The organism is Leifsonia sp. PS1209 (genome assembly GCF_012317045.1).
Taxonomy (GTDB): domain Bacteria; phylum Actinomycetota; class Actinomycetes; order Actinomycetales; family Microbacteriaceae; genus Leifsonia.
Map to the genome: position 1 here is coordinate 714,117 of NZ_CP051154.1, position 21,363 is coordinate 735,479.

Annotated in this window: 20 protein-coding genes and 1 tRNA gene; 12 read left to right on the forward strand and 9 right to left on the reverse strand. The window is 68.8% G+C overall.

Going from position 1 to position 21,363, the window contains the following annotated elements:
* Position 1: 1 nt before the first annotated feature.
* Together HF024_RS03525 and HF024_RS03530 are read right to left on the reverse strand one after the other, a co-directional pair.
* Entirely contained in the window at positions 2 to 346 is a 345-nt protein-coding gene (locus HF024_RS03525; RefSeq protein WP_168688661.1) for a hypothetical protein, read from the reverse strand.
* Positions 343 to 2,094: a PspC domain-containing protein gene (locus HF024_RS03530; protein ID WP_168688662.1), complete on the reverse strand. Its 1,752-nt coding sequence runs from the start codon at positions 2,092 to 2,094 to the stop codon at positions 343 to 345. The genes HF024_RS03525 and HF024_RS03530 overlap by 4 nt, the downstream gene beginning before the upstream one ends.
* Before the next feature lie 87 nt (positions 2,095 to 2,181).
* Between HF024_RS03530 and HF024_RS03535 the strand changes: the two genes are divergently transcribed.
* Positions 2,182 to 3,423: an ATP-binding protein gene (locus HF024_RS03535; RefSeq protein WP_168688663.1), complete on the forward strand. Its 1,242-nt coding sequence runs from the start codon at positions 2,182 to 2,184 to the stop codon at positions 3,421 to 3,423.
* Entirely contained in the window at positions 3,420 to 4,109 is a 690-nt protein-coding gene (locus tag HF024_RS03540) for a response regulator transcription factor (RefSeq protein ID WP_168688664.1), read from the forward strand. The genes HF024_RS03535 and HF024_RS03540 overlap by 4 nt, the downstream gene beginning before the upstream one ends.
* Before the next feature lie 67 nt (positions 4,110 to 4,176).
* On the opposite strand, the gene HF024_RS03545 is transcribed toward HF024_RS03540, so the two are convergent.
* Positions 4,177 to 5,388 (reverse strand): pyridoxal phosphate-dependent aminotransferase, encoded by a 1,212-nt coding sequence (locus HF024_RS03545; protein WP_168688665.1) that lies wholly within the window; start codon positions 5,386 to 5,388, stop codon positions 4,177 to 4,179.
* A 195-nt stretch (positions 5,389 to 5,583) separates the two neighbouring features.
* Between HF024_RS03545 and HF024_RS03550 the strand changes: the two genes are divergently transcribed.
* From HF024_RS03550 to HF024_RS03580, 7 genes are all read left to right on the forward strand, one after another.
* Positions 5,584 to 5,656 (forward strand) — tRNA-Trp (locus HF024_RS03550).
* Positions 5,657 to 5,699: 43 nt separating this feature from the next.
* Complete coding sequence (gene secE, locus HF024_RS03555; protein WP_085371203.1) at positions 5,700 to 5,972, forward strand: preprotein translocase subunit SecE; 273 nt, start codon at positions 5,700 to 5,702, stop codon at positions 5,970 to 5,972.
* A 70-nt stretch (positions 5,973 to 6,042) separates the two neighbouring features.
* Positions 6,043 to 6,963, forward strand: coding sequence for a transcription termination/antitermination protein NusG (gene nusG, locus HF024_RS03560; RefSeq protein ID WP_085371202.1), 921 nt, complete (start codon positions 6,043 to 6,045; stop codon positions 6,961 to 6,963).
* A gap of 120 nt (positions 6,964 to 7,083) precedes the next feature.
* A complete protein-coding gene (rplK, locus tag HF024_RS03565) occupies positions 7,084 to 7,515 on the forward strand; it encodes a 50S ribosomal protein L11 (protein ID WP_055890341.1) in 432 nt (143 codons plus the stop codon).
* Positions 7,516 to 7,589: 74 nt separating this feature from the next.
* The gene (gene rplA, locus HF024_RS03570; RefSeq protein ID WP_085371201.1) at positions 7,590 to 8,279 is read left to right on the forward strand and encodes a 50S ribosomal protein L1; all 690 of its coding nucleotides are present in this window, start codon (positions 7,590 to 7,592) and stop codon (positions 8,277 to 8,279) included.
* Positions 8,280 to 8,477: 198 nt separating this feature from the next.
* The gene (locus HF024_RS03575; protein WP_247597288.1) at positions 8,478 to 10,475 is read left to right on the forward strand and encodes a S53 family peptidase; all 1,998 of its coding nucleotides are present in this window, start codon (positions 8,478 to 8,480) and stop codon (positions 10,473 to 10,475) included.
* Between the two features lie 69 nt (positions 10,476 to 10,544).
* Positions 10,545 to 11,090 carry a GNAT family N-acetyltransferase gene (locus HF024_RS03580; protein ID WP_168688666.1) on the forward strand — a complete coding sequence of 182 codons (546 nt, stop codon included), beginning with the start codon at positions 10,545 to 10,547 and terminating at the stop codon, positions 11,088 to 11,090.
* A 13-nt stretch (positions 11,091 to 11,103) separates the two neighbouring features.
* On the opposite strand, the gene HF024_RS03585 is transcribed toward HF024_RS03580, so the two are convergent.
* The gene (locus HF024_RS03585) at positions 11,104 to 12,072 is read right to left on the reverse strand and encodes an NADP-dependent oxidoreductase (RefSeq protein WP_168690752.1); all 969 of its coding nucleotides are present in this window, start codon (positions 12,070 to 12,072) and stop codon (positions 11,104 to 11,106) included.
* A 139-nt stretch (positions 12,073 to 12,211) separates the two neighbouring features.
* Between HF024_RS03585 and HF024_RS03590 the strand changes: the two genes are divergently transcribed.
* Positions 12,212 to 12,904, forward strand: coding sequence for a DUF998 domain-containing protein (locus HF024_RS03590; RefSeq protein WP_168688667.1), 693 nt, complete (start codon positions 12,212 to 12,214; stop codon positions 12,902 to 12,904).
* A 13-nt stretch (positions 12,905 to 12,917) separates the two neighbouring features.
* On the opposite strand, the gene HF024_RS03595 is transcribed toward HF024_RS03590, so the two are convergent.
* Together HF024_RS03595 and HF024_RS03600 are read right to left on the reverse strand one after the other, a co-directional pair.
* A complete protein-coding gene (locus tag HF024_RS03595; RefSeq protein WP_168690753.1) occupies positions 12,918 to 13,511 on the reverse strand; it encodes a YqaJ viral recombinase family protein in 594 nt (197 codons plus the stop codon).
* A 142-nt stretch (positions 13,512 to 13,653) separates the two neighbouring features.
* Positions 13,654 to 14,706: a Gfo/Idh/MocA family oxidoreductase gene (locus tag HF024_RS03600; RefSeq protein WP_168688668.1), complete on the reverse strand. Its 1,053-nt coding sequence runs from the start codon at positions 14,704 to 14,706 to the stop codon at positions 13,654 to 13,656.
* 272 nt (positions 14,707 to 14,978) lie between these two features.
* Here HF024_RS03600 and HF024_RS03605 point away from each other — a divergent pair, with 272 nt between their 5' ends.
* On the forward strand, positions 14,979 to 16,889 hold the full coding sequence (locus HF024_RS03605; RefSeq protein ID WP_168688669.1) for a cell wall-binding repeat-containing protein: 1,911 nt from the start codon (positions 14,979 to 14,981) through the stop codon (positions 16,887 to 16,889).
* A gap of 40 nt (positions 16,890 to 16,929) precedes the next feature.
* Positions 16,930 to 17,949, forward strand: coding sequence for a cell wall-binding repeat-containing protein (locus HF024_RS03610; protein ID WP_168688670.1), 1,020 nt, complete (start codon positions 16,930 to 16,932; stop codon positions 17,947 to 17,949).
* A 61-nt stretch (positions 17,950 to 18,010) separates the two neighbouring features.
* Here the strand turns inward: HF024_RS03610 and HF024_RS03615 are convergent, their stop codons facing one another.
* The 3 genes from HF024_RS03615 to HF024_RS03625 form a co-directional block, all read right to left on the reverse strand.
* The gene (locus tag HF024_RS03615) at positions 18,011 to 18,760 is read right to left on the reverse strand and encodes a ThuA domain-containing protein (RefSeq protein WP_168688671.1); all 750 of its coding nucleotides are present in this window, start codon (positions 18,758 to 18,760) and stop codon (positions 18,011 to 18,013) included.
* Positions 18,757 to 19,887, reverse strand: coding sequence for a Gfo/Idh/MocA family oxidoreductase (locus tag HF024_RS03620; RefSeq protein ID WP_281727830.1), 1,131 nt, complete (start codon positions 19,885 to 19,887; stop codon positions 18,757 to 18,759). The genes HF024_RS03615 and HF024_RS03620 overlap by 4 nt, the downstream gene beginning before the upstream one ends.
* A 125-nt stretch (positions 19,888 to 20,012) precedes the next feature.
* Positions 20,013 to 21,212 carry an ROK family transcriptional regulator gene (locus HF024_RS03625; RefSeq protein WP_085371193.1) on the reverse strand — a complete coding sequence of 400 codons (1,200 nt, stop codon included), beginning with the start codon at positions 21,210 to 21,212 and terminating at the stop codon, positions 20,013 to 20,015.
* Between the last annotated feature and the right edge of the window lie 151 nt (positions 21,213 to 21,363).

The window sequence follows — 21,363 nt, forward strand, 5'->3', positions numbered from 1 at the left end:
ATCATGCCCGGCGGCGGCGCTGAGCGCTCCTCACTCCGCCGAGAACGGCGAGCACCACGATGATCCCGCCGGCGACCGCGAGGCCGAGAGCCCACGCGCTCGCTGGCGTGAGGGACGCGAACCACACCTGCGCGGCGATCAGTCGGTCGCGGGCGGAGAGCACGGCGAGGGTGCCGCCGGCGAAGGCGATGAGTATGACCCCCCAGACCACCCCGCCCCAGCGGATCTGCGCCGGGCCACGGGATGCGCTGGGCTGCGGCTGCGCGCCCCACCCCGGCCCCTGGCCGAACACGACCGTCGGGGTGCTGTCGGCGTTGGTGCCTGCTGTGTTGCCGGTCTCGCTCATCGTGCGACCTCCTCGGTGTTCTGCTGGACGACCACCTGGTCGAACTGCTGGACGCGGACGATCGCGTCCGCCTTCTTCGACGGCTCGACCATCAGGTCCACGGTGCAGAGCCGGTCGTCGTCGGACGTCGTGCAGGTGTGCTCGGTGCTGCCTCCGTCGGCGTCGCCCACCGAGATCCCCTGGCCGCGGGTGGTCGCGACGATGGAGACCGTCGTGTCCGCACCGAGGATGAGGGTGGTGGTGCCCCCGCCTTTGGCGAAGTCGACCACCGGAGTCCCGCGGTGGGATTCGAGAGCATCCTCGAAGACGATCGTCGTGTCACCGAACGGCTGAGCGTACTGAGCGTTCCCCGTCGGTCTCAGCCAGGCTCCGTCGAAGACGATCTGACCGCTGCGCGGCACCCACGCCGTCACCAGTGTGACCACGGCGAGCAGGATGCCGAGGAAGATCAGGAACCCGCTGCGCCTCCTGGCCAACCCGGCGATCAGCGTCGCGACGCCGAAGACCAGGGTGGCAGCGGCGAGAGCGGCGGTCACGCCGTAACCGGTCAAGCCGGTGGTCGGCTCCCAGATGGCGGACACGATGGCGGCGGCCACCAGGGCGAGCCCGATCGTCGCCCAGCCGAACGCGGCACCGATCCGCGGGTTCGCCGCCCGGTACGCCCTGCGCTGCGCGGCCGCCTCCGCGGTCGCGACGGACGCCTGAGCGCGCATCTCCGCGGCGCGCTGCCGCTTGACGGCGCGCATGTCCTCGTCGAGCCTGGCCTTCCACTGCGCGTGCTCGGCCTGCCAGCTGGCGTGCCTGGTGCGCCAGCCGTCCACGTCCTCCTGCGAGGCGCCGACGGTCGGTGCAGGCGGCTCGGTCGGCTCGGCGGTGACGTCGAGCAGCGGCTTGGTCGCCGAGGCGTCGGCCTCTGTGGCGTCGGCCGCGGAGTCGAGCGGAACGGTGTCCGCCGCATCCGGTGCACCCGGCGCATCCGGTGCGCCCGCCGCATCCGGTGCCGACGTGGTGGTGGAAGCGGCCCCGGACGCGTCCGCCGAGGTCTCCGGTCCCGTCGCCGTGCCAGCAGCATCGGCGGTCCACACGCCCGGCCCTGGCGCCCCCGCCGCACCGGCCACGCCACCGGCCACGCCACCAGCAGCGGCAGCCCCCGACGATGACGCCCCCGCGCCTGCACCACTCCCGGCCCCCGTGCCGGTCCCGTGGTTGGCGCTCCACGCATTCCGCCCCCAGTTGCCGCGCACGGCCCAGACGATCAGCCCGGCGATCAGCGCGAGCACGATCAGCGTCCAGACCACTCGCCCGATCACGTCGCCGACCGACGGCGACCCCCAGAACCCGCCGTCCGCCCACCAGATCCCCGGCGCCCATGGCAGCAGGGAAAGCAGCGCGAGCACCCCGATGCCGACGATGGCCGGCTGGAAGTCGCCGTCGAACAGCCGCTGCAGGTGGATGCGGTTCTCCCTGTCCGGCAGGAGCGCCCACGCCGCTGCGTAGATCAGCAGCATCGGCGCGCCGAGGATCGCGGCGACGACGACGATGCCGCGCACGATCAGCGGGTCGATGCCGATGCGGTTGGCGACACCGGCGCAGACGCCGCCGAGCCAGCCTTCTGTGCGCACGATGCCGAGGCCGCGCATCCAGGTGAAGAACGTGGTCCCGCGCCCGGAGAGGCCGCTGGTCGGTCCGCCGTAGGGCGCACCGGGCGTGCCGGGTGGGGGAGGTGTGGTCGAGTCATGCTGTGACATGCTTCGATCCTGGCGTCGGCGGCGGGTTCGCCGGTATCGGGTATCACCCTGAGTCATCCCTGATTCGTCGCGGCCGGGGTGTCGGGGATGGGCCGAGTCTGCTTGGATTTCACCGTGACCGACACGTTCGCGCCTCGAAGCGCGCCAGCACGCCCTCCGCGGGTTCCGTTGGCGCGCCCGCGGACCTGCGAGCTGAGCGGGGTGAGCGTCGCGCTCGCCGATCACCTCGGCTGGTCGGTCACGATGGTGCGCTGGCTGTTCGTCGCCCTCGCGCTGATCGGCGGCGCAGGCGTCCTCCTCTATCTGTGGCTGTGGGCGCTCACGCCGCTGCGCCCGGCGACCGTGGCCGACCCGCAGGAACGCGTCGTGCGCCGCATCCCCGTCGCGTGGCTGCTGCTCGGGGTGTCCGGGGTCGCCGGCATCTCGGCCGTCGCCCTGGCCGCGGCGGGGTCCTCCCCGTTCGGCCTGCTCGCGGCGATCGGCGCGAGCATCCTGCTGGCGGTCGCCTGTGTGGCCTGGGATCAGCTGGTCGATGTCGGCGACGTCGCCCGCACGCCGGCCACTTCCCGCACGCTGCGCATCGCCGCCGGCGCCTTCCTCGTGGTCATCGCCATCGCGCTGAGTTCGCTGGTCGACCAGGCGGGCACGGGCTGGCTGTGGCTCGGGATCATCGCCTCCACGTTCGCGGGCGCCGCCGTGCTCGTCGGCCCGTGGGCGCTGCGGCTGTGGCGCGAGCTGATCGCCGAGCGCACAGCGCGCATCAAGCAGGAGCAGCGTGCGGAGATCGCCGCGCACCTGCACGACTCCGTGCTGCAGACTCTCGCGCTCATCCAGAACAGGGCGGGAGCGTCGAGCGAGGTCGCCAGGATCGCCCGCGCCCAGGAGCGCGAACTGCGCGAGTGGCTCTATGCGGACGCCGCGGACGACCGGGATGCGCAGGTGCGCGACCTCGCCTCCGAGCTGCGGGCCACCGCTGCCGCCCTGGAGGTCGACCATCCGGTGCACATCGATGTCGTCGCCGTCGGCGAGCCCGTCGAGCACGCACCGAACGAGCTCGCCGCCGCTGCCAGGGAGGCCATGCTCAACGCGGCCAGGCACGCGGGCGGCGACGTGTCCGTCTACGTGGAGAGCCGGGCGGGCGGAGTGGACGTGTTCATCAGGGACCGCGGCCCCGGGTTCGACGTGGATGCGCTGCCGGAGGGCAGGCTCGGCGTCCGCGAGTCCATCATCGGCCGGATGCGCAGGGCGGGCGGGCATGCGACCGTCACCTCCCGGCCAACCGGCACCGAAGTCCAGCTGAGCATCGAGTACGCGAACGAGGCACCATGACAGACCACACCGACCAGCCGGCACCCGCCGCCCCGAACCCGATCACCGTGGTGATCGTCGACGACCACTCGATCTTCCGCTCCGGCCTGCGCGCCGACCTCGACGACCGCCTCTCCGTGGTCGGCGAGGCGGCCGACGTGGAAGCGGCGGTCGCCACGATCCTGGCCACACGCCCTGCCGTCGTCCTCCTCGACGTGCACCTGCCCGGCGGAGCGGGTGGCGGGGGAGCCGAGGTGGTGCGCAAGACCATCGCGGAGTGCCCGGACACCCGGTTCCTCGCGCTGAGCGTGTCCGACGCCGCGGAGGACGTGGTCGGCGTCATCAGGGCCGGTGCGCGCGGCTATCTCACCAAGGGAAGCTCGGGCGGCCAGGTGAGCGACGCGGTGGTCGGCGTCGCCGGCGGGGACGCGGTGTTCTCTCCCAGACTGGCCGGTTTCGTCCTCGACGCGTTCGGCGCGGCGGCGGGGGAGCAGGCGGAGTCGACGGAGGAGCTCGACAGGCTCTCCGCCCGCGAGCGCGAGGTGATGCGGCTGATCGCCCGCGGCTACTCCTATAAGGAGGTCGCGGCCGACCTGTTCATCTCGATCAAAACCGTCGAGACGCACGTCTCCGCCGTGCTGCGCAAGCTGCAGCTGTCGTCCCGCCACGAGCTCACGGCCTGGGCGCTGGAGCGCAAGCTCCTCTAGCCTCCTCTAGCGCGAGACTCCACTATCTGTTGCGAATCGCCCGGGATCCGCGACAGTTAGCGGCATCTCACGCATCCGGTGCGGCGAACAGGCGCTGGAGGCGACGCACGCCTTCGAGTAGTTCGTCGTCGCCGAGCGCGTACGAGAGCCGCAGGTAGCCGGACGGCCCGAACGCCTCTCCGGGAACCGTCGCGACCTCCGCCTGGTCCAGGATGAGGTCGGCCAGCTCCAGCGACGTTGTCGGCGTCACGCCGCCCCAGGTCCTGCCGAGCAGGCCGGACACATCCGGATAGACGTAGAACGCACCCTGCGGCGTCGGGGTGAGGATGCCGTCGATGGCGTTCAGCTCGGACACGATCGTGCGCCGACGCCTGTCGAACGCGAGCCGCATCTGCTCCTCGGGCTCCTGCGTTCCGGTGAGGGCTTCGAGCGCCGCGCGCTGCGAGATGTTGGACACGTTGGACGACAGGTGCGACTGCAGGTTGGCCGCCGCGGCGATGATGTCGGAGGGGCCGACCATCCAGCCCACCCGCCAGCCGGTCATCGCGTACGTCTTGGCGACGCCGTTGACCAGGATGGTGCGGTCGGCCAGAGCGGGGACGGCGTCCACGATCGAGACGGCCTTCACGCCGTCGTACGTGAGGTTCTGGTAGATCTCGTCTGCGATCACGTAGAGGCCGTGCTCGTCGGCCCAGCGGCCGATCTCCTCGACCTGCTCCGGCGGGTACACCGCGCCGGTCGGGTTCGACGGAGAGACGAACAGCAGCACCTTGGTGCGCTCGGTGCGTGCGGCTTCGAGCTGGTCGACCGTCACCAGGTAGCCCTGGTCCGCCCCGGCGAACACGTCCACCTGCACTCCGCCGGCCAGCTTGATCGCCTCGGGGTACGTGGTCCAGTACGGGGTGGGGACGAGCACCTCGTCTCCCGGATCGAGCAGGGTCGCGAACGCCTGGTAGACCGCCTGCTTGCCTCCGTTGGTGACCACGACACCGGATGCGGGCACATCCAACCCGGAGTCCCTGCGCGTCTTCTCCGCGATCGCCTCGCGCAGCTCGGGGAGCCCGGCGGCCGGGGTGTACCGGTAGTTGCGCGGGTCCTCGACGGCCGAGATGGCGGCGTCCACGATGTTCTGCGGGGTCACGAAGTCCGGCTCGCCCGCCGCATAGCTGATCACAGGCCTACCCTGCGCTTTGAGGGCCTTGGCCTTCGCATCCACTTTGAGGGTGGCTGACTCGGCGATGGATGCGATGCGTGTCGAAATGCGCTGCTGTGCGGTCACGGGGCCCAACTTTACAGTCCGCTCCGGGTCACATACACTTGGTCGCGGTAGTTGAAATCTGCCAAGCTTTTTTGCGCCCTTTTTCGATTGAGGTCCGCCGGCGGAACTGCCTCGCTCGCAGAGAAATCTCCGAGTGTGATCGGCTAGCCTGGTCGGGAAGGTGTGCGCGGGAACGCTCAGCGATTTCGCTTTCATAGGGCGGTGGCTCAATTGGTAGAGCAGCGGTCTCCAAAACCGCAGGTTGCAGGTTCGAGTCCTGTCCGCCCTGCAAGTCGTCACTTCAGGTGACGACCCACGAAAGGTGTAACAAGGTGGCCCGAAAAGTTATCGACGAGCCGAGCGAGGAAATCGTCGCCAACGCGAAGAAGGACCGCGCCGCAAAGCGTGGACCCTTCGCACGGATCGCTCTGTTCATCCGCCAGGTCATCGGCGAACTGAAGAAGGTCGTCACCCCGACGCGCAAAGAACTGTTCAGCTACACCGGAGTTGTTCTCGTCTTCGTGGTGATCATGATGGCGCTCGTGTCCCTGCTCGACTGGGTCTTCGGGCTCGGCGTCGTCTGGGTCTTCGGAAACCCGTCCTGACCCAACGCCCGTGTCACGGCCCCAGCAGAGGGCGGATCGACCGGCTACCGACAGAAATGGAATGAATTCAGTGTCTGAGACAAATCGCGACGACGTGGACTGGGCGACCGCAGCCGAGCAGTCCTCCGAAGACGATGAGGCGCAGACCGGCAACGTTCTGGCCCGCGACGAGGAATCCGTCGACGCCGCAGAGCACGAAGCTCTGCACGTGGTCGCAGAAGACGGAACCGAGATCGACCTGGACGCCGTCCTCGACGCGATGGCGGAAGCCGTCGACCCCGAGGCCGACCGCGCCGTCGACGAGGCCCTCGAGGTCGACGACGAGCAGGAGGCGGAAGCCGCTCTCGAAGCCGTCGAAGACGAGGACGAGGCAGCGACCGACCCCTACGAGGAGTTCCGCGCCGAGCTGCGCAGCAAGATCGGCAAGTGGTACGTCATCCACTCGTACGCCGGGTTCGAGCGCCGCGTGAAGTCGAACATCGAGAACCGCATGGTCTCCATGAACATGGAGGACTTCATCTTCGAGGTCCAGGTTCCGATGGAAGACGTCGTCGAGATCAAGAACGGCCAGCGCAAGATGGTCAACCGCGTGCGCATCCCGGGCTACGTGCTCGTGCGCATGGACCTCAACGAGGACAGCTGGTCCGTCGTCCGGCACACGCCGGGCGTCACCGGCTTCGTCGGCAACGCGCACAACCCCACCCCGCTGCGCTTCGAAGAGGCCTTCTCGATGCTGAAGAGCCTCGTGCAGGTCGAAGCGGCTCCGGCCAAGGGTGCTGCGAAGGGCCAGAAGGCCGCGCAGCGCGTCATCCCCGCCGAGGTCGACTTCGAGATCGGCGAGACCATCACGATCAAGGAAGGCTCGTTCGCGGGCCTGCCGGGTTCGATCAGCGAGATCAAGCCGGAGAGCGGCAAGCTCACTGTCCTCGTCTCCCTGTTCGAGCGTGAGACCCCGGTCGAGCTCAGCTTCGACCAGGTCACCAAGCTCTAACGGAATAAGAGCGACCCACCCTCAGTTTTCTCAATCACCGGATCTCGGACAGGCCGAGAAACCGGGAGAGCCGTTCGGGATGAGATCCCGGATGCTCGAATACACAAAGAAGGAAGAAACATGGCACCGAAGAAAAAGGTCACTGGTCTGATCAAGCTTCAGATCAACGCCGGCGCCGCCAACCCCGCCCCGCCGATCGGTCCGGCGCTGGGTCAGCACGGCGTCAACATCATGGAGTTCTGCAAGGCGTACAACGCGGCGACCGAGTCGCAGCGCGGCAACGTCATCCCGGTGGAGATCACCGTCTACGAGGACCGTTCGTTCACGTTCGTCCTCAAGACGCCGCCGGCTGCCGAGCTCATCAAGAAGGCCGCAGGCGTCCCCAAGGGCTCCGGCGTCCCGCACACCACCAAGGTCGGCAAGCTGACCCAGGAGCAGGTGCGCGCGATCGCCGAGCAGAAGATGGTCGACCTGAACGCGAACGACATCGACGCAGCGTCGAAGATCATCGCAGGCACCGCCCGTTCGATGGGCATCACGGTCGAGGCGTAAGCCCTCGTCCTCCACAGACACATCCGTGGCAGAGCCGGCCAGGCTCGCACCACATTCTCGACAGGAGAAACCACATGGCACACAAGTCAAAGGCCTACCGGGCCGCGGCCGAGAAGATCGAGGCCGGAAAGTTCTACACCCCCACTGAGGCTGTCTCGCTCGCTCGCGAGACCGGTTCCAGCAACTTCAACTCGACCGTCGAGGTCGCGCTGAAGCTCGGCGTCGACCCCCGCAAGGCGGACCAGATGGTCCGCGGTACCGTCATTCTTCCTCACGGCACCGGCAAGACGGCTCGCGTCGTCGTGTTCGCGACGGGCCCGGCCGCTGAGGCCGCCATCGCAGCAGGCGCAGACGAGGTCGGCGGCGCCGAGCTCATCGAGAAGGTCGCCGGTGGATACACCGACTTCGACTCGGCTGTCTCCACCCCGGAGCTCATGGGCCAGGTCGGCCGTCTCGGCAAGGTGCTCGGCCCGCGTGGTCTGATGCCGAACCCGAAGACCGGCACCGTGACGCCGGATGTGGCCAAGGCCGTCTCCGACATCAAGGGTGGAAAGATCGAGTTCCGCGTCGACAAGCACGCCAACGTGCACTTCGTCGTCGGCAAGGCGGCCTTCACCGCCGAGCAGCTCGACGAGAACATCAAGGCCGCTCTCGAAGAGGTCATGCGTCTCAAGCCGTCCTCCTCGAAGGGCCGTTACGTTCAGAAGGGCGCTGTGTCGACCACGTTCGGCCCGGGCATCCCGCTGGACGTCAACGCCATCTAGGCAGCGACCGAATCGTTCGATCAGGCCGTCTCCGGTTTCCGGAGGCGGCCTTTTCGTCGTTTACGCGTGATCATCTTTCATCCGTGTAAAACTTTGCAACAGAACTGTCTACCCCTCTTGTGGCGGTAGAACTCATGGGTCTACTCTCGCGATTGGCGCGCGCCGCGCGCCGCTCACTGTCGAGTAAGGATCAACTTCATGACAACTCGCACCACCAGACGAGTCCTCCACAAAAGGACCGTCGGAATCATCGCCACCGCGGCCGCCGCGGTGGCGTTGTCGATGGCGGGGACCGGAGCAGCGAATGCGGCCGACAGGGTCACTTTCGCCGACTCCGTACCGAGCTGGGCGACTGCAGCCAACGATGCAGGAGCCGCCCCGACGGACCAGACAGTGCAGGGCGAGATCTACCTCCCCCTGCGCGACCAGCGAGGCGCCGAGGCGCTCGCGAAGGCCGTCTCGAATCCGGTCAACCTGGGCTTCCGCAAGGCGCTCAGCCCGAGCCAGTGGATCAACCGGTTCTCGCCGACCCAGGCGGACACGGATGCTGTCGTCAGCTTCCTGAAGACGGCCGGCCTGTCGATCACGGCCGTTCCCGCCAGCCGCCAGTACGTGGTCTTCCGCGGCACGCCGGACCAGCTCGGTTCGATCTTCGGCACGTCGCTGCACTCGTTCGACTACGCGGGCAAGAAGCTCGTCGCGCCGACCAGTGCACCGTCGCTGCCCGCCGCGGTCGGCACCAAGGTGTCCGGCATCAGCATCGAGCAGTCGCGCACGCTGACCAAGCCGGACTCGATCAAGCAGGGCGACCTCGGCGCATCCGGCACTCCGCAGCTGAGCCGCAAGGCGGCAGCCGCCCCCGTCGTGGTGACCCCGTGCTCGCACTACACCGGTGAGCACGTCGTGACCGTTCCGCCGAGCTACAACGGCCAGACGCAGTACGGCACGTACAACTGCGGATACACGCCGGCGCAGCTCCGTTCGGCATACGGCCTCGACTCGCTGAGCAAGCGCGGCGTGAACGGCTCGGGACAGACCGTCGCCATCATCGACGCGTACGCGAGCCCGTCCATCGTGAAGGACGTCAACTCGTACTCGCAGCAGTACGGCGAGCCCGGCCTCACCAACTCGAACTACCAGCAGTTGGTGCCGAAGCCGAGCGAGTTCACCGACCAGGAGCTGTGCCAGCAGCCGAGCGGATGGCAGGGCGAGCAGACGCTCGACGTCGAGTCCGTCCACGGCATCGCACCGGGCGCGCGCATCCTGTACGTGGGTGGCACGGACTGCAGCGGTGGCCTCGACGTCGCCATGTCGAAGATCCTCGACAACAAGCTCGCCACGATCGTGAGCAACAGCTACGGCAACGTGGGTGAGGCTGTCCCCGCCGACGTGATCCAGGGCGAGGTCAACCTGCAGCTGCAGGCGGCGGGCGAGGGCATCGGCCTGTACTTCTCGAGCGGTGACAACGGCGACGAGGTCGCGAACCTCGGATACGCGTCGCCCGACTTCCCCGCATCCTCCCCGTGGGTGACGTCGGTGGGCGGCACGAGCCTCGGCATCGACAAGAACGGCAAGATCGCGTACGAGACCGGCTGGGGTGACACCGTCGACCAGATCGTCAAGAACGCGGACGGTTCGCTTGCATACGCGCAGCCCCTCCCGGGCACGCGGTTCGTCGGCGGTGCCGGCGGTGGCGTGAGCGCCGTGTTCGCGCAGCCCGACTACCAGAAGAACGCCGTGCCCGCCGCCCTGGCGAACGGGCACCGCGTCTCACCGGATGTCGCTGCCCTCGCCGACCCGTACACCGGGTTCTCGATCGGCATCCGTCCGATCATCGACGACACGACCCTCGAGACGGGCGACTACGTGAACGAGACATACGGCGGAACCTCGCTGGCGTCTCCGATCGTGGCGGCTCAGATCGCGATCGTCCAGCAGGCGACGCACACGTCGATCGGGTTCGCGAACCCGACGCTGTACGGCATCAAGCGCATCCTGCCGAACGCGTTCCGCGACGTCGTGCCGCAGAACCCGACGCAGGCCGTTGCGTACACCAGCGCCACCAGCGGCAACAGCTACCTGGTGTCCTTCGATCAGGACACCACGCTGAAGACCGCGAAGGGCTACGACGACGTCACCGGCCTCGGCGGTGTGACGTTCAACCTGCTGTCCCTCGTCGCGGCGGGGCGCCACTAGCGCCTGCACCGCACGGAACGGCCGGTCGCCCCTTCTGGGGTGGCCGGCCGTTTCAGTAGAGTGGGGCGGGTGACCGTCACCATCCGCTCCGCAGAGGCACGGGATGCGCGGGGCCTCGCCTCCGTCGCCGCCGTGACCTTCCCGCTCGCCTGCCCTCCGCACACCACCGAGGAGGCGAAGGCGGCGTTCGTCGCCACCATGCTCTCCGAGGAGAAGTTCACGGAGTACCTCGCCGACGACGCCCGCGTGCTGCTGGTGGCCGAGGAGGAGGACGCGGACGGCGTCGTCGAGGCCATCGGATACACGATGGTGAACTTGGGGGAGCCGACGGACTCCGACGTGAGCGCGGCCATCCGCATCCGGCCGTCCAGTGAGCTGAGCAAGTGCTACGTGCTGCCTGGCCACCACGGCGCAGGGGTGGCCGGTGGGCTCATGGAGGCGAGCCTCGCGGCGGCGGCGCAGGCCGGTGCATCCGGGATGTGGCTGGGCGTCAACGAGGAGAACGCGCGAGCGCAGAAGTTCTACGCCAAGCACGGGTTCGAGCGGGTCGGCTCCAAGCAGTTCCTGGTGGGCGACCGGCTGGAGGACGACTGGGTGATGGAGCGGCCGCTCTAGCGAGCGGGGTTCGTCAGCCCTCGGCCACCTTGACCACGATCTTGCCGCGGGTGTGGCCGGATTCGATCGCTCGGTGGGCGTCGGCGATCTGGTCGAGCGCGAAGATCTTGTCGACGTGCACGCGGACGTTTCCCGATTCGAGCAGCCTGGCGATGACGGCGAGGGTGTTGCCGTCCGGTGCGACCTTGTAGTCGGTGCCCCTCACCCCGGCCGCCGCCGCATCCTCTTCGAAGGTCGGCCAGCTGCCGGTGGGCGCGTTGACGATGAGGCCGCCACGGCGCAGGACCGCCAGCGAGCGGCTGCCGGTGTCGTCGTGCACGTTCCCGACCAGGTCGATGACCACATCCATCTCGCCGGCGACATCCTCGAACCGGGTGGTCTCATAGTCGATGACGGAGGACGCGCCGAGCGAGCGCAGCCACGACACGTTCGCACCGGATGCGGTGGCCGTGACCTGCGCGCCGAAGTACGAGGCGAACTGCACGGCGAAGTGACCGACGCCGCCGCTGCCCGCGTGGATGAGCATCCGCTGGCCCTCGTGCGCCTTCGCCACCTCGACCACCATGCCCCACGCCGTGAGTGCGGCCAGCGGGGCGCCGGCCGCCTCGATGTGCGACAGGGTCGACGGCTTCCGGACGACGCTGAGGCTCGGCACCGAGACGTACTCCGCGTATGTCCCACCGAACCGGGGGACCATCACCATCCCGAACACCTCGTCGCCGGGCTTGATGGGATGTGCGCGATACGGCGACTCGACGACCACACCGCTGAAGTCGTGTCCGAGCACGGCGGGCAGGTCCCGGATGGCGCCGAACACGCCGCGCCCGGCCCTGGTCTTGGCGTCGATCGGGTTCACGCTCGCGGCGACGACCTTGACCAGGAACTCCGCGTTCACCCTGTCGGGCGTCGCGGTCTCGCCGATCCGCAGCTCGTCGGCGTCGCCGGGCCTGGCGAGCAGTGCGGCCCGCATCGTCTTCTGCATTCGTCGTCCCCTCATCGGCTGCTCTTCAGTCAAGCCCGTCAATGATTCGCGGGTGTTTCGGCGGCGTCACCACGTATGAACAGTGCGTTTCGGATACCCCCAGGACGTTTCCAGGCGGCGTCTGGTTAGGATGCTCCTCGTGAGCAGACTGCTGCGTGTCGTGCGCCAACCGTTCGCGGCACCGCTGCTCGCGCGCGGCTGGCAGCGAGCGGTGCCCGTGCTGCTCGCGCTCGGCACCATCTCGGTGCTCGGCGGGCTCACCATCATCTGGGCGGCGCGGCTCACCGTGCCGTACCCGGTCTACGTCAGCGAGCTCGGCGCTCAGGGCGCGCCGACCGCTCAGCCGTTCGCCGTCGCGCTGCTGTGCATCGCGGCAGGCGGCTTCTCGATCGCACTGGCGAGCGGGCACATCCGGTCGTCGGTGCGGCTGCTGAACCGGTGGGCGCCCGCCGTGACGCTCGGGTTCGCCGCGATCTGCTTCGTCGTGGCGTCGCAGATCACCTGCACGGCTGCGTGCCCCGTGCCGCTCGCCGATCCGCGGTCGACGGTGCAGGACCTCGTGCACACGGTGACGGCGGTGCTGGGCTTCGGGGCCGCCTGCTACGCGATGCTGCAGGTGGCGTTCGCCTCCACGGTGCCCAGGGTGGCGCGGTTCTCGCTGGTGAGCTGTTTCGCGGTGGCGGGCATCACCATCGTGGGCGGACTGCTCGCGATCGTGCACGTCGCCACGGATGTCGGAGCGTGGCTGGAGCTGATCGGGACGACGGTGGCCATCGCGTGGCTGGCGATCTACTCGCTGACGCTGGTGCGCGTTCCGGTGCTGGCGGAGTAGGCGGGCTGGCAGCTCAGGACGGCTGCGGGCTGGTCGCGCGGCGCAGGGCGTCGATGAGGTCGCCCGCGAGTGCGACGAGCTTCCTGATCTCGGCGTCGTCGCGGTCCACCCACCGGCATTCCGGTTCTTCGTGCAGCGGGACGAACCCGGAGTGCTGCTCCCAGACGAAGAGGGTGCGCTCCGCGCCGAGCACGAACTGCTGCCACCAGATCTGCCGCAGGTAGTTGCGCGGGATGCTGCGGAACGGCTTGTTCGTCGTCTTGATCTCCGCGAGCTCGATGGTGCCGCTGGCCCGCACGGTCAGCCCATCCGGTGTCGCCAGGAAGCGGGGCTCTCGCTCGGAGTGGTAGAGAGCATCCGAGGGGTGAATGCCGTGGGTGGCCGCAACCCAGGCGGCGATCTCGGGCTCGCGGGTGCGGCCGTGCTGCGTGTAGATGTTGCCCGAGAATCCGGTGCCGTGCAGCTTGTCGTACGCCGCGGACTGCACCGAGCGCGGCGTGGACAGCTTCGCCACGTCGGTCGCGGTGATCCCGCGGCTGCGGGCGCGCAGCCAGGCGACCCTGTCGCTGGAGTGGGCGACGACCCTGCTGAGGTGCCCGCGGTACACGCGGTCGGCATCCGGTGCTTCGAGCTGGAACTCGAGCTCCGCCTGCACTGCCTCCGCCTGAACGACCTCGGCCGGCCGCAGGTCGACGAGAGAGGCTGGACGGGTCAGGACAGGATCGAGCACCCGTCCATTCTCTCTCGCATCACGCCCCCGCGCTCGACCCCACGCCAGCGACGCCGAGCTGGCGGCGCGCCTCGTCGATGGTCTCCACGGTCTGTACCGCCTCGACCAGTGGATGCAGGGGAGAGTCGGTCAGCCCCTCCGTCACGTAGCGGGCGAGCGCAGCGGCCTCGTACGACATGCCCTGCCTGCCCGGCCGCCCGTAGGGGTCGTCCCAGCTGAGCACGTCGCCGCCCTGCACGAAGCGCAGGCCGCTCGCCGACCAGAACGGGCTGCCGGTCTCGACGCGCGCCTCCGACCCGCAGATCGTCGCGAGCGACGGGGTCGCCGCGCGCAGGCCGGTGCTGAGGAGCGCCTGCGCGCCGGTCACCGACGACAGGATGAGCGACGCCTGCTCGTCGACGCCGGTGGACGCGAGCGTGCCGGCCGCGATGATCCCGGCCGGGCGGCCGATCGCGAACGACGCCCAGGAGACCACGTACACGCCGAGGTCGAGGAGCGCGCCGCCGCCGAGGGCGGGGTCGAAGAGCCTGCTGGCCGGGTCGAAGCGCGCGCTGCCGCCGAAGTCGGCGGTCACCACGCGCACGTCACCGAGCGAGCCGTCGTCGAGCAGCTGCCGGATGATGTCGGTCTGCGGCAGGTAGCGCGTCCACATCGCCTCCATCGCGAACACGCCCGCCGCCTTCGCCGCCCGCTCGATGCGCCGGGCGTCCTCCGCGTCGGCCGCGAGCGGCTTCTCCACCAGGACGCTCTTGCCCGCCGCGATGGCCAGCAGGGCGTGCTCGGCGTGCTGGGTGTGCGGCGACGCGACGTAGACCACATCCACGTCGGGGTCTGCGACCAGCTCGGCGTACGAGCCGTACGCTCGCTCCACCCCGTGGGCGGCGGCGAACGCGGCGGCGCGCTCCGCCGACCGCGACCCTGCCGCCACCACGCGCTGCCGTGTGTGCGCGTGCAGCGCATCCGTGAAGTCGGCGGCGATCCCGCCCGGCGCGAGCACGCCCCAGCGAAGCGGAGGTGCGTCTGCCGGGTCCGGATGGCGCGGGTCGGGAAGCGAGCGGAGTCGGGTGGTCATGGGAACAGTCTGCCGCACGCGCTCGCGGCCCACTGATCAGCCAGTCGTTATCAAAACATATTAGCACTAGAACATAACATTCCAAACTCGTTAGCGTGGGTTTCCGTACAACCGAGCGGGCGCGGAGATCGCGCCGGTTCCAAGAAAGGATTGGGATGCGAAAGCCCGAACGACGACGGTGGTGGAGAGCGGGCGCTGCCGCCACGGCGGCAACCCTGATGGCGTCGGTGTGTGTCGGAGTGACACCCGCCTGGGCTGAGGAGACGCCGGCCATGCCGATTTCCACCGAGGCGCCATCCGAGGGTGAGCCGATGGACGTTCCCGGCCAGAGGGTCGCGCCTCTGTCGGCTGGCGCGTCCAACGACTTCATGATGTACGACTTCGACACAGGAGAACGAATTCCGGACTCTCCGTACGAGGGCGCTACCGGCAATGGCGGCTTCCTGACCAATGTGGCCGACAATGCCTACCGCTTCACCGTGAAGATCGCATCGGCGTCACGGGCGGAGCAATATCGTCCGGTTCTGCAGGCGATCGCCAACGAGCTGCGGGCAGCAGGGGTCGCCGATCTGACGATTGCCCCCGGGCAGTTCTCGCTGAGCCCCGAGTCGAGCGAGGTACCACCTCAGCACGAGATCCATTTCTTCACCTTGCCCTCCAGCCCCTGCGGCGCGGGCTTTGCTGGGTGCGCCATCGCCTATCCGCAGGTCAGGGCGAGTGGCAAGGACGGTGACGCGCTCGTGGCCGCAGCGAAGTCATGGATGTATCCCGAAGTCGACGGTTACTCACCCGGAGACAAGCATCACGTGGTGGCCCATGAGATCGGTCACGCGCTCGGGCTGAAGCACTATGACACTCCGTTCCAGGGCGTGAATCAGGTGATGCATTCCTCAAACTACGACTCGGCGACATTCCAGAATGGGGATCGTGCGGGTCTCGCCCACCTGGGACGGGACGAGCGGCCGATCGGGGTCCTGGAGCCGCTGAAGTTTCCAGCCGCGGGCAAAATCCGTGCGACGGGATGGGCGTTCGATCCCGATCAGTGGAGAGCGGCGACGGTCAGGATCTCGGTGGACGGCACAACCGTCAAGCAGTTCGACACCAACGTGTACCGCGCGGATGTCAACACGGCATACAAGCTGCCGAACTACGCATACCGCGGCTTCGACGTGACGTTCGATGTCTCGGCGGGCTCTCATGTGGTCTGCATGACGGTGTTGAACTTCCCGCGGGACACATTCACGCCCGCTGGTTCGTGTCAGACCATCACGTCGAAGGGGGCGTTGACGTCGAAGCGCATTCAGGGCGGCGACCGTTATGAGTCCTCTGCCGCGGTGTCGCGCACAGCGTTCCCGTCGACGGCTCCGGTTGTCGTGGTGGCAAGCGGGGAGTCGTTCCCGGATGCCCTGGCGGCCGGGCCGGTGGCGGCGAAGCTGGGTGGTCCGTTGCTGTTGACGCAGGGGGCCGCGTTGACGGGGCCGACGAAGACGGAGATCAGTCGCCTCAAGCCGTCCAAGATCATCGTTGCCGGAGGGACGGCTTCGATCAAGGACGGCGTGGTCACGGAACTGAAGAAGCTGGCCGCGACGGTCGTCCGGGTATCGGGCGTCGACCGCTACGAGACGTCGCGGAAGCTGGCGTCCTATGCATTCGCGAACGCGTCGGTGGCGTTCGTTGCATCCGGAGACGCCTTCCCGGACGCGCTCTCCGGCGGGGCAGGCGCTGCGGGACGGGGCGCACCGTTGCTTTTGGTGAGTTCTGGTCCGACCGCGGCGGACGCGGCGACCGGTGCCCTGGCGAAGTCGCTGAAGGCGACCGCTGTTCGTGTCGTGGGCGGCACGGCTGTGGTGGCGGACAGCACGGTGAAGACGCTGAAGGCGTCGGTTGCTGACACGCAGCGGGTGGCGGGCGCCGACCGGTTCCTGACGTCGGTGGCGGTGGCGAAGAACTACTTCCCGACCGCGACGCCCCAGGTGTTCGTGGTGAACGGGATGAACTTCCCGGATGGGCTGGTGGCCGCGCCGCTTGCCGCGGTGAAGCAGGCTCCGGTGTTCCTCTCGCCGGGCTATTGCATCAACCGTGAGGTGCTGACGCAGATGGACCGCCTCGGCGCGAACCAGCTCACCCTCATCGGCGGCACCACTTCGCTCAACGCCGATGTCGCTGCCGGGCGAATCTGCTGAACCTGCGAGACCCAGAAACACAATGGAAAGGAAACGATAAATGCGCAAGACTCCCATCGCCGTCGCGATGATCGCGGGGGCTGTTGTCCTCGCGTTCACGGCACCTGCCGCGAACGCGGAGATCCCAGCTCTGCCGACCGTCAAGGAACGCTTGGCCGGGGACGACCGTTTCGCCACTGCCGTCGCCGTCTCGACGAGCGCTTACCCGAAGTCGGCGCCGGTCGTCTACCTCACCAGCGGGGTGAACTTCCCGGACGCACTGTCGGCGGGACCGGTCGCCGCCACCCAGGGCGGCCCTGTGCTGCTGACGAAGTGGGACCAGGTGCCCGCTGTTACGACGGCCGAGATCAAGCGGCTCGCGCCCGAGAAGATCGTTCTCGTCGGCGGCCCGGCTGCACTCGCGCCCAGCGTCGAGAAGCAGATGATGTCGCTCGCGGCTCGGGTGGTCCGGGTGGCCGGGGCCGACCGCTACGACACTTCGCGGCAACTGGCGGAGGCGACCTTCACTGGCCCGGTCTCGACGATGTACCTGGCCACAGGAAAGGACTACCCGGATGCGCTCTCTGCGGGAGCAGCTGCGGCCGCAACGGGCGGCCCTGTTCTGCTTGTGTACGGAGAGGCGGATCGGCTCGATGCAGCCACGGTCGCGACGGTGAAGAAGCTCGCGCCGGGCAAACTCCTCATCGCGGGCGGCCCTGCTGCTGTCTCAGACGGCATTCTCGCTCACGCCAAGTCCATCGTTCCTGCCTCCTCGCGTGTTGCAGGGCGGGACCGGTTCACAACGTCGGCTGCGATCGCCGATACATTCGGCAACGCCGCGCACGCGTACCTCGCCTCCGGCTGGGACTTCCCGGACGCTCTCGTCGGGGCCGCCCTCGCAGGGAAAAGCGGTGAACCGCTCTACGTCACCATGCCGCGCTGTCAGCCGATCGAGATCACCCATAGCGCGAGGGAACTCGGCGTGACCTCGATGACGATCATCGGCGGCTCTCAATCACTCGCTGACAGTGTGATGACGCCCAACGGCTACTGCCCCGTACCAGGACCTCCGACCCCCTGAAAAGGGACGCAGGGAGCCCGCGGTCATCGTACGATGACCGCGGGCTCCCCACATCGGCGACCTAGCGCGGCCAGACCCCCGCATCCGGGTTGGACACCTCGGGCGCGCGCCGCGCGCCCGCCACAGGGGCGGCCCAGCGCACGCCGTTCGCGAGCACCTTCCGCACCTGCGGGTGGAAGTACACCGGGTACTCCTGGTCGCCGGGGCTGAAGTAGAAGATCTTGCCGCGGCCGCGCGTGAAGGTGACGCCGGAGCGGAAGACCTCTCCGCCGGTGAACGAGCTGATGAACACCAGGTCGTCCGGGGTGGGGATGTCGAAGAACTCGCCGTACATCTCCTGCGCCTCGATCACGATCGGCTGCTCGACGCCCTCGGCGATGGGATGCGTCGGGTTGACGTTCCAGACCAGCTCGCGCTCTCCGCCCTCCGGGTTGCGCCAGGCGAGCGAACACGTCGTGCCGAGCATCCGGATGAAGATCTTCGAGAAGTGGCCGGAGTGCAGCACGATCAGGCCCATGCCGCCGAGGACGTGGCTGCGGACGCGCTCCACGACCTCGTCCGAGACCTGGTCGTGGGCGATGTGGCCCCACCAGAGCAGCACGTCGGTGTCGGCCAGCACCTCCTCGGTGAGGCCGTGCTCCTCGTCGGCGAGCGTCGCGGTGCGGACGCTGACGTCGCTGCCGAGCAGGTCGCTCAGGCCGTCGGCGATGGCGCCGTGGATGCCCGTGGGGTAGATGGCGGCGATGTCCGGCTGGGTGGCCTCGTGGACCCCCTCGTTCCAGACGGTGACGCGCAGTGCCGACATGGTCATGCTCCCTTCGTGGCCGGCTCGAGCACGACCTCTGCGTTGCGGCGGGCCGACTCGTACGCCGCGTCGATGACGCGGGCGCGGTCGAGGGCACGCGAGCCGTCGTACTCGGCCCAGTTCGCGGTGTCCGCGACGTGCTCGAGGAACGTCTCGACGACGGCCAGGTGGCCGCGGCCCGGGTCGGCGGCGACGCTCACGTCGGAGGTCGCCTCTCCCTCGCCGGTGAAGATGGTCAGCTCGCCCGCCGGCGCGTAGTCGACGACGCGCAAGTCGGCGCCGCCCTCCGTGCCGTAGAGGGTGATGCCGAACTCATCGCCCGCCGGACGGTATGCCGCCCAGCTCGTCTCGAGCACGATCGAACCGCCGCCTTCGAGGCGCAGCAGCAGGCTGGCCAGGTCCTCGACCTCGTAGGCCGAGCCGACGTCCTGCTTGTTGCCCGCAGCACCGCCGCGGCCGCGGGTGCCGAGCTCGGAGTGGGTGACGGCCGACACGGCCGTGACCCGCGGCTCGCCGAACAGGTGCAGCGCGTAGTCGAGCACGTGCACGCCGATGTCGATCAGCGGTCCGCCTCCGGCCATCTCGCGGTTGGTGAACCAGCTGCCGAGCGCGGGGATGCCCGCCCTGCGCAGCCAGATCGCGCGTGCGTGGTACGGGCGGCCGATCTGTCCGGCGTCGATCGCGGCCTTGAGCGCCTCGATGTCGCCGCGGCGGCGGTGGTTGAACGCGACCTCCAGCACGCGGTTCGCGGCGTGGGCGGCATCCACCATCGCCTGCGCCTCGTCGGCCGTCCTGGCGATCGGCTTCTCGCTGAGAACGTGGATGCCCGCTTCGAGCGCCCCGACCGCGATGGGCGCGTGCAGGAACGTCGGCACGGCAACGCTGACCACGTCGATGCCGCCGTCCTCGACCAGCTCGTGCCAGTCGCGGTAGAGGCGGGTGATGCCGTACTTCTCTCCCAGCTCGGCGCGCGGGCCGTCCTCCATGCCGGCGATGGCGACGAGCTCGACGCCGGGGAGGGTGGCGTACGCCTCCATGTGCTGCTGGCCGGCCCAGCCGAGTCCGATGACCGCGGCCTTGATGGTCGCGCCTGTACCGCCGGTGGTGGCGCCGGTGTTCGTCGCAGTGCTCACGACTGTCCTTCCGATTCGTGTGTTGTGGGTGGTCTTGTGGTGGACGGCGGGTGGGTCGAAACGATTCGATCCCGCCGGGGTGGATGCGTACGGTGGATGCGGGTGGCGGTCGGACGCCGCGGGGCTCAGTGGCCCAGGGGTCTCGCGTACCTGTCGTAGTTCTCGACGGGATCGAGCGCGTGCTGGATGACCATGATCGCCGCCCCGATCACGCCGCCGGTCTCCCCGGAGCGCGACTGCGTGATGGTGAGGTATTGCGTCGCCAGCGGGGTGGACCGCTGATAGACGACCTCGCGGATCCCGGCGAGCAGCTGCTCGCCGACCCGGGAGAGGCTGCCGCCCACGATGACGAGCGACGGGTTGAGGAGGTTCACGGAGGTCGCGATGACCTCGCCGAGGTCGCGCCCGGCCTGGCGGATCGTCTGCTGCACCGTCACGTTGCCCGTGCGGGCGAGCTCGACGACGTCGTCGCTGGTGCGCGCCGGGATGCCGAGCGCCGTCAGTGTGCGCGCGATGGCCGGACCGGATGCGAGGGCCTCGAGGTCCGCATCCTGAGCGCCGTGGCTGGGGGTGTCTGCGCCGAACGGCACGCGCACGTGGCCGAGGTCTCCCGCGGAGCCCTGCGCACCGCGCTGCAGCCGGCGGCCGTTGATAATGCCGGCGCCGATGCCGGTCGCCACCTTGACGAAGAGGAGGTCGGACTGCTCCGGCCAGACGAGGGCGTGCTCGCCGAGCGCGAGCAGGTTCACGTCGTTGTCGACGAGCACCGGCACGTCGAAGGTGCGGCCGACGTATCCGGGGATGTCGAAGCGGTCCCAGCCCGGCATGATGGGCGGGTTCACCGGCTGGCCGGTCGAGTGCTCGACGGGGCCGGGGACGCCGATCCCGATGCCGATGAGGTCGCTGAGCGGTCGGCCGGAGGCGGCGAACAGCTCGTGGGCGACGCCGAGCGCCCAGTCCAGGATCGGCTCCGGCCCGTCGGTGATCAGGATGCGCTTCGACTCCCTGGTCAGGATGTTGCCTGCCAGGTCGGCGAGCGCGACCACACCGTGGGTGGCGCCGAGGTCGATGGCGATGACGATGCGCGACTCCGGGTTGAACCGCACCCGGGCGGGAGGACGGCCGCCGGTCGAGACGTCGTCTCCGGCCGGTGCGACGAGTCCGGATGCGGTCAGGCTGTCGATCCGCACCGCGATGGTCGAGCGTGCGAGCCCGGTCAGCTCGGCCAGCTGCGCGCGCGTGCGGGGGACGCCGTCGCGCAGGATCGCCAGCAGGCCGGCGGCGTCCGGGGCGACGAGCGGCTGCTCACGCACGCTGTCGGTCATGAGGCTTATTGAACCACACCGTCCCCGGACGGAACAAAGTCTGTTTTCTTTCATGTGACTTTTGATTGACATTCGGCAGAAGTCTCGTTTGAATGGGAACGTCGCCATCAGGCGCGCCCTCAATCCACTCGACGAGGAGAAACGTGTCGAA

What these genes read in the sequence shown, in the direction of transcription:
- HF024_RS03525 (WP_168688661.1), bottom strand. Translation starts at nt 346, where the DNA reads ATGAGCGAGACCGGCAACACAGCAGGCACCAACGCCGACAGCACCCCG.
- HF024_RS03530 (WP_168688662.1), bottom strand. Translation starts at nt 2,094, where the DNA reads ATGTCACAGCATGACTCGACCACACCTCCCCCACCCGGCACGCCCGGT.
- HF024_RS03535 (WP_168688663.1), top strand. Translation starts at nt 2,182, where the DNA reads ATGGGCCGAGTCTGCTTGGATTTCACCGTGACCGACACGTTCGCGCCT.
- HF024_RS03540 (WP_168688664.1), top strand. Translation starts at nt 3,420, where the DNA reads ATGACAGACCACACCGACCAGCCGGCACCCGCCGCCCCGAACCCGATC.
- rplK (WP_055890341.1), top strand. Translation starts at nt 7,084, where the DNA reads ATGGCACCGAAGAAAAAGGTCACTGGTCTGATCAAGCTTCAGATCAAC.
- rplA (WP_085371201.1), top strand. Translation starts at nt 7,590, where the DNA reads ATGGCACACAAGTCAAAGGCCTACCGGGCCGCGGCCGAGAAGATCGAG.
- HF024_RS03575 (WP_247597288.1), top strand. Translation starts at nt 8,478, where the DNA reads ATGACAACTCGCACCACCAGACGAGTCCTCCACAAAAGGACCGTCGGA.
- HF024_RS03585 (WP_168690752.1), bottom strand. Translation starts at nt 12,072, where the DNA reads ATGCAGAAGACGATGCGGGCCGCACTGCTCGCCAGGCCCGGCGACGCC.
- HF024_RS03600 (WP_168688668.1), bottom strand. Translation starts at nt 14,706, where the DNA reads ATGACCACCCGACTCCGCTCGCTTCCCGACCCGCGCCATCCGGACCCG.
- HF024_RS03605 (WP_168688669.1), top strand. Translation starts at nt 14,979, where the DNA reads ATGCCGATTTCCACCGAGGCGCCATCCGAGGGTGAGCCGATGGACGTT.
- HF024_RS03610 (WP_168688670.1), top strand. Translation starts at nt 16,930, where the DNA reads ATGCGCAAGACTCCCATCGCCGTCGCGATGATCGCGGGGGCTGTTGTC.
- HF024_RS03615 (WP_168688671.1), bottom strand. Translation starts at nt 18,760, where the DNA reads ATGACCATGTCGGCACTGCGCGTCACCGTCTGGAACGAGGGGGTCCAC.
- HF024_RS03625 (WP_085371193.1), bottom strand. Translation starts at nt 21,212, where the DNA reads ATGACCGACAGCGTGCGTGAGCAGCCGCTCGTCGCCCCGGACGCCGCC.